Here is a 7,246-nt window from a genome sequence, read left to right as displayed (position 1 = left end):
ACCAGGCAAGCTGCGTAGCAGCGGGGCGAATCCAGGCCACTGCAAGGGCCCCATCGGGGTCCGCAGCTGTGGTATCTGCGCGCGTCCCCTCCCAACCCAAGAGCGCCGTAGGTGCGATACAAAGCAAACCACCACGTCACCCAACATTCTCCAAACGCCCACGCGTACCATACAAGCTGCGAAACGCCAACGGCACGGCCCCAACACCTCTTGCGGACCAGGCAAGCTGCGAAACGCTAACGGCACACCCCACCACCCCTTGCAGACCAGGCAAGCTGCGTAGCAGCGGGGAGAATTCAGGCCACTGCAAGGGCCCCATGGGGGTCCGCAGCTGTGGTATCTGCGCGCGTCCCCTCCCCACCCAAGAGCGCCGTAGGTGCGATACAAACCACCAAACCATCAAACCATCAAACCACCAAACCATCAAACCACCAAACCACCACCCCTTCCCTAGCGCTCCATTGAACCTTAGACCTCGTAAAAAACTCAGTTTTTCAAACCAGAAGACCGAGTTCTTCAAACAAATCGTTAATTTTGTACTTACCCTTGGACTCTACGCTTGCCAGTTGAACCTACGATATTGGACCTATCCCGTTTTAATGAGAAAAATAAACCATTTTATTGCATATTTTTATGAAAAAGTATTTAATCCTGATTCTGCTTTTGTGCTGTCTTTCATCAATGGCAGATGAGCGCAACGACGGCAGCTTTGTGATCCACATGACCGACAAGAAAATAGACGATTTAAAATGCGATATTTATTCGACCGAGCCGAATGAGGCCGATATTCAATCGCTTTTTGAGCAGAACCGTTATGTGACATCAATAGTCCACTCCAAATTCGGCACAATAGTCACACATAAAAACAATACGGATGGCATCAGACAATTTTTTGCAATAATAGCCCCTTGGGATTTAAAGAAGGAGAGTAAAAAGAAACTCAAAGAGGGTTTCACGTTGTCATATTACAATAATCTCAGGCATTATGCCCTATATGATTTCAGGACGAATATAAGCAAGCAGGAATTTTTCGAGAAGCTTGACCAGAAAAAACTTGCCAAGAAAAATAAAGACGGATTATACGTCACGACTTATGCGTCGTATGCCGCCTATGCCCAAAACGGACATAATGACGTGACAGAGCAGAAATATGCCACTTATATGGGATATAGCGAGCTGATCAAGGGCTTCAAGAAAATGGCGGCTGAGTCGTGGGTAGTGGGAAGTGTTTCAAAGTCCTATAATAAATATGGTGACTGGACATACTATTATGTTATTTACGATAAATACCGCGACGGCTTGGGAGCACGACAATCTTTAGGGGCTTTGGATACTGAAAAAGAGCTGTCGGACTATTTAGCTCAGCGACTGAAAGACGGCTATACCATCAATCGCATTTACTGCGGTTGGGAAAATCGCGATTATGCAGCGGAAGAGGCGCGGGCCAACGCTGCTAATTATAATGTGTTCGATATCCTCTCAGGAATCATGAACTCTGTTTCCGGAATAACAGGAACAGGTTCCACTCAGGCATCAGGCACTACCGATTCAAACATATCGACTTCCAAGAGGAGCGCTTCAAACACTAAGGCTTCTAATCATAAATGCAGACAGTGCAACGGTTCCGGGACTTGTTCTCCGGTAAGCGGAAGTGGCCGCAAGAATGCGTGTCATGGAAGCGGATTGTGTGGCTACTGCAACGGTACCGGATGGAATAAAGCGGGCAGTTCGGAAGCCAAATGTAGCGCATGCAACGGAACGGGCAAATGCAAGAAATGCAAAGGCTCCGGCAAATGCCCCGCCTGTCACGGTTCAGGCAAGTAGGTTAAGATCGAAACTACCGACCTCTTTCCACGAAAAACATACTCGGTGCAAAAGCTGTTTTATCTCCTCAGAGGCCACACGCTGGAGTCGGGGGATATGGTGCGACTGATCTTGACATCGGGGGGCGACTTCGCAGCAGCTTGACCTTCCCGCGGGAATCTATATTGTCCGCTACGCTTCGGGCAAGACCCGCAAGATCCGCCTCAGGATTCTGAATCAGGGCGATGGCGAATTCAAGGATAGTGTCTTTTCCGGCGAGAGCATCGGCGGGATCCATGTCGACGGCGCAGCCCTCAGAGGGTTCGACTCCGGCCTCGGTGCTGTGGCGCTCGGCGTCGAGCATAGAGCAGGCCGAGAAACGCACTCCCCAGCCGTTGGGCAGTTCGGAGGAATAGGGCATACCGCTTCCGCCTCCTGTGGTGGCTCCCACAAGGCGTACTCCAGGAAGGAGTTTCATCACCGATGCGAAGTTGTTGGCTGCCGAGAAAGTCGAGCGGTTGGTCAGGACGATCACCGGCTTGCCCCAGCGGATGCGGCCCACGGCTGCGGGTTTGTATGTGATCTCCATCGGTTCGGAGAAATCGTCGTGGCCCGGACCGGTCTTGTGGGAGATGTAGCCGACAGTGCGCGGCTCGGTAAGAAAACGGGCCACGAGGGTGCGGACGTTGGTAAGGTCGCCTCCGCCGTTGTCACGGACGTCGATGATCAGGCCCTGGGTATTTTTCAGGAAGTAGAGCACATTGTCGAGGTTGCCCTCGCCGATGGGGTTGGCGAAAGATCCGTAGTAGACATAGCCTACGTTCTCGCGGAGGATGCCGTAGAGCATGCCTGAACTCTGACGGTAGTTGAAGTTGAAATATGATTCCTCGATCAGACGCATCGAGAAGTTCTGCGGATAGTCGCTCCACCATTTCCGATAGTAGGAGGTGTTGAACGGTGCGGAGAGGTTCACGTGGCCGTCGCGCAGTTCGTCGAGCATGTCGGCGCAGACAATGAAAAGTTCTTCGCTCGTCATTTCCGGACCGATGCGGCGCGCGTAGGTGTCATGGACGGCATCCCAGTCGATGTCTTTCTGTGCGAAGAAGCAGTAGTGCTCGTCAAGAATGGTCCAGAGGGCCTCGAAATTGCCGCGCGGATCGTTGTCATACTCCCGGACCTCATGGCAGGAGCCGAGTGCCAGAGTCAGAAGCAGTGCGTATATGATTGATAATTGCTTTTTCATAGGTGGGATTGCGTGATTGCGGATCAATAGAGCGCGTTGATCATCACGGTCTTTGCCGGGAGGCCCCTGCGGGGATTGACGGAGATCCATTCGCCGCTGATGCCGACGGTGAGTGCGTGGGTGAATCTGTTGGTCACCAGATGGTTGACTTTCGAAGAGAAAATGGAGCCGTGGTAGCCCACACGGAGGTTTGTCGCCCCGAAGTGCAGGTCGGCGCTCAGCTGGTTGTCAAGTTTGAAATAGTTGCCCCACCAGGCCCAGTGTGCCAGGCCCGAACGGTCGCCAAGCCAGATTTCGTAGTAAAGTTCGCCGTAGTCAGGCGAGAAGAAGACTCCGGTGACGGGGAGAGTCGGCTGATAGGTGAATGTGACGGGCAGGCGCAGGATCCTGGTGGGGTAGGAGGCGAATCCGGTCAGGTTGACGGTCCAGGCGGCTTTTGCCGAGGCCGGGTTGTTGCCGTTGCGCGGATTGTAGAGGCAGCCAAGCTCGATTCCGGTCGAACCTCCGGCGGCAAGGGTCAGTCCGCCGACGGGGCGGAATTTGCGCATCATGCCCCAGTCGGCCGAGAGCATGATGTCCCACATCGAGGCGTTGCGGGCGGGGCTGTCGGTCTTGTCGATGCTGAGGTTGAAGTGGAGGCGCATGGTCCAGGCCTGCGGGTCGAATTTCATGGCCTGATAGCGCTGATAGTCAAGTCCGGCATGCCAGCCTTCATATCTGAGCGGGGTCAGATAGGTGTCTGTCAGTTTGGCCGCGCCCCATTCGGCGGTGTAGGCCGCGAAGACAGGCCGCAGGACCGTAGCCGCGGTGTCGGCCTCGGCAGGGGTCTGCGCGCCGAGGCCCTGCACTGCCGAGAGTGCAAGGACAATGGCGGAGAGTATTGGTTTTCTGATCATGTGCGTTGTGAAGAGCTTCTATGAAGAGAATCGGGGCCCTCTAAAAGAGTCTGTGCTGCCCGGTCAGTTCGTCGCGGACCTCGTCGTCGCTCTTTTCGGGTTCAGCCTGTGGAGCGGTCTCCGTTGCGGAAGTTTGGTCGGGCTGATCGTCGTCCTCGCTGTCGAGATCCTCTTCGGTGGCTACGGGTTCGAGTTCCGTGATGTGGTCAATTGCGAACGTAGTGAGTCGCTTGCCTTTGGCTTTGACGGATTTGACGGCAATGAAATCGCGGGCCACAACTTCCATTGCCGGACGGAAGGAGTCGGCCCCACCGAAGGTTACTTCGATGCGCAGTCCCGGCTCGTCGCTCAGAAGCAGCAGGCTTGACTTCTCGTTTTCGCCGAGATAGCGCTGCGCTTTGGCCGTAGGCTCGAAAGTGAAGCGTTTGAGATAGGGATATTTCTGATCTGCGTCGTCGAGGATCGCTGTCCATACCTTGTGGGGTGTGAATTTCTCGATGCGCAGAATGTTGTCGGGGTAGTGGTTTGAGGCTTCGAAGGTAGAGGTGTAGTATTCGCCGTTTTTCTGGATGACCAGCACGAGGTCTCCGGAGTTGAACTCGCCGAGATATTCGCCGCGTCCGTCGTAGTTGAGACGCATGACATCCGGATCATACCAGACATCACGTCCGCCGAGGGTCGAGCGGCCTTTCTCCTTGAGCGAGAAGCGGTGGACTTCGTTGCGGGTGACGATGTTTCCCAGCGAGGCGCGTCCCTTGATGTTGATCTTCGAGAAGTCGACGTCAAACTGGAGTGTCTTCAGGCGCAGTTTGGGCTTGAGGGTGACTTTGACCACCTCGGCCTCGCCGTTGGGGTTGACGGTGAACCAGCAGACGCGGCTTCCGGGCTTTCCGGCGGTGAGGTTATATTCCTTGTCGCGGGTGATTCCGGTGACGAAGAATCGTTTCATGTAGTAGGTTCCGCCCTTGCCGTCCTGATAGATGGCGTTGTAGACCGTGCGCTTGTCGTTGCGCTTGAACACGTCGACGTGGAGCACGTTCTTGTCAATGAAGAGTTTCTCCTGGACCTTGACCACCTTGTAGCGGCCATCCTTGTAGAAGATGATGACATCGTCGATCGACGAACAGTTGCAGAGAAACTCGTCTTTTTTCAGAGCGGTGCCGATGAAGCCCTCCTCGCGGTTGATGTAGAGCTTCTCGTTGGCTTCGGCCACGGAGGCTGCCTGGATGTTGTCGAAGTTGCGCAGTACGGTCATGCGCGGATAGGCGTCGCCGTATTTGCGCTTGAGGTTCTCATACCATTCGATTGTGAACTCTGTCAGGCGTTCGAGCTTGGAGTTGAGATCGTTGATGCGCTCATTGAAGGCTGCGATCTGCTCCTCACACTTGTCGGCATTGAACTTCAGGATGCGTCCCATCTTGATCTCGAAGAGGCGGATGATATCCTCGTCGGTGATCTCGCGGATGAACGAATCCTTATATTTTTCGAGTCTTCCGCGGATGTGGCTGATGGCCTGTGCGCGGTTCTCGCTCTCTTCGTAGCCCTTGTCCTTGTAGATGCGCTCTTCGATGAAGATGCGTTCGAGCGAGGCGAAGTGGAGCTGCTCGCGCACTTCGTCGAGCTGTATGCGCAGCTCCTTGCCGAGAATCGTGCGCGTGGAGTCCACGTTGTGGCGCAGGACATCGCTCACGCCGATGAAATGGGGCTTGTTGCCTGAGATCACACAGCAGTTGGGCGAGATCGAGACCTCGCAGTCGGTGAAGGCATAGAGGGCGTCGATTGTCTTGTCGCTCGATGTGCCGGGCTGGAGGTAGACGATTACGTTGGCGTGTTCACCGGTGTTGTCGTCGACGCTGCGGATCTTGATCTTTCCGGCCTCCTGGGCCTTGACGATCGACTCGATGAGCGTTGCGGTGGTCTTGCCGTAGGGAATCTCGGTGATGGCGAGTGTCTTGTTGTCGATCTTCTCGATCTTGGCGCGGATCTTGACCACACCGCCGCGCTCGCCGTCGTTGTAGCGTGAGACGTCGATGAATCCGCCGGTGAAGAAGTCGGGATAGAGGGTGAACTCTTCGCCGCGCAGATAGGCGATCGCCGCGTCGATGATCTCGTTGAAGTTGTGGGGCAATATCTTGGAGGACAGACCGACGGCAATGCCCTCGGCTCCTTTGGAAAGCAGAAGCGGGAATTTGACCGGCAGCGTGACCGGCTCTTTCTTACGGCCGTCGTAGCTGAGGGTCCATTCGGTAACTTTGGGATTGTAGACCACATCGAGGGCAAACTGCGAGAGGCGGGCCTCGATATATCGGCCTGCCGCCGCCGAGGCACCTGTCAGGGTGTTGCCCCAGTTACCCTGCGTCTCCACGAGGAGTTCCTTCTGGCCGAGCTGTACGAGAGCTTCGTAGATCGAGGCATCGCCGTGGGGGTGGAACTGCATGGTGTGGCCCACGATGTTGGCCACCTTGTTGAAACGGCCGTCGTCGAGCAGCTTCATCGAATGGAGGATACGCCGCTGCACGGGTTTGAGACCGTCCTCGATACTGGGGACAGCGCGTTCAAGGATGACATAGCTCGCATAGTCCAGAAACCAGCTCTGGTACATGCCGCGCAGCTGGTGGCGGATCGTGTCATTTGAAGTGTCGACTATTATCCGCGGATCGAACCCCTCCTTGCGTGCAGGAGTGCTCTCTTCGCGCATTTCGTCTTCAGGATCTTCTATGGCATCGTTTATAGGTGTGTCCTCGCTCATGATGGTGGTGGAAACGTAGTTTTATGATTGATCCGGATGGTCACAGGCGCTTTCCGGCCTGGAATCCATCCTACTATGTAGGCAAAGATACAAAATTTTTAGCGTCGGCGCAAACTGTTGTTTTCAGACTCGGCATGCACTCCAGGAATGCCGTCATTATGTCTCAATGACAATTTGCTTGCGAAAGTGGCTTTTTCTGCCAAAATATCGTCTAAAAATGCCTTTTAAAAACAAATCGTTATAAAATATGTTAAATAAGTGAGTTTTTGCAGCCGATAATTTGGCGGAATCTCAAAAATGGCGTAACTTTGCAATGTGTTTTTCATGGTATTAGATTTAAGGTTAACTAAGATTGGTTGTCGAGAGACAATCAATTTTTTTATTTACTAACCCTTAATGATCTACCCCGCCATCCGATCCGGAACGCGGGGTAATTTTTTTTAATACCAACGGCTAATGCCCCCACCGGCCCGCGTATCAGGCAAGCTGCGTAGCAGCGGGGCGAATCCAGGCCACTGCAAGGGCCCCAGAGGGGTCCGCAGCTGTGGTATCTCC

4 protein-coding genes are annotated in these 7,246 nt (G+C 54.3%); 1 reads left to right on the top strand and 3 read right to left on the bottom strand.

Annotated features, from left to right (window positions below):
* Nucleotides 1-681 precede the first annotated feature (681 nt).
* Nucleotides 682-1,824, top strand: a complete 1,143-nt coding sequence (locus K2H17_RS08805) for a hypothetical protein (RefSeq protein WP_300133841.1) — start codon at nucleotides 682-684, stop codon at nucleotides 1,822-1,824.
* Nucleotides 1,825-1,891: 67 nt separating this feature from the next.
* On the opposite strand, the gene K2H17_RS08800 is transcribed toward K2H17_RS08805, so the two are convergent.
* Genes K2H17_RS08800 through K2H17_RS08790 form a run of 3 tightly spaced genes read right to left on the bottom strand, consistent with a single transcriptional unit; the run spans nucleotide 1,892 to nucleotide 6,640 of the window.
* Nucleotides 1,892-3,046 (bottom strand): S41 family peptidase, encoded by a 1,155-nt coding sequence (locus K2H17_RS08800; RefSeq protein ID WP_300133839.1) that lies wholly within the window; start codon nucleotides 3,044-3,046, stop codon nucleotides 1,892-1,894.
* A gap of 23 nt (nucleotides 3,047-3,069) precedes the next feature.
* The gene (locus K2H17_RS08795; RefSeq protein WP_300133837.1) at nucleotides 3,070-3,942 is read right to left on the bottom strand and encodes a DUF3316 domain-containing protein; all 873 of its coding nucleotides are present in this window, start codon (nucleotides 3,940-3,942) and stop codon (nucleotides 3,070-3,072) included.
* Nucleotides 3,943-3,982: 40 nt separating this feature from the next.
* Nucleotides 3,983-6,640: a DNA gyrase/topoisomerase IV subunit A gene (locus K2H17_RS08790; RefSeq protein ID WP_300133843.1), complete on the bottom strand. Its 2,658-nt coding sequence runs from the start codon at nucleotides 6,638-6,640 to the stop codon at nucleotides 3,983-3,985.
* Nucleotides 6,641-7,246 lie beyond the last annotated feature (606 nt).

The organism is Duncaniella sp., from assembly GCF_029054785.1.
GTDB lineage: Bacteria > Bacteroidota > Bacteroidia > Bacteroidales > Muribaculaceae > Duncaniella.
The sequence above is the reverse complement of the archived record's forward strand: the minus strand, read 5'-3'. Positions and strand labels throughout refer to the sequence as shown.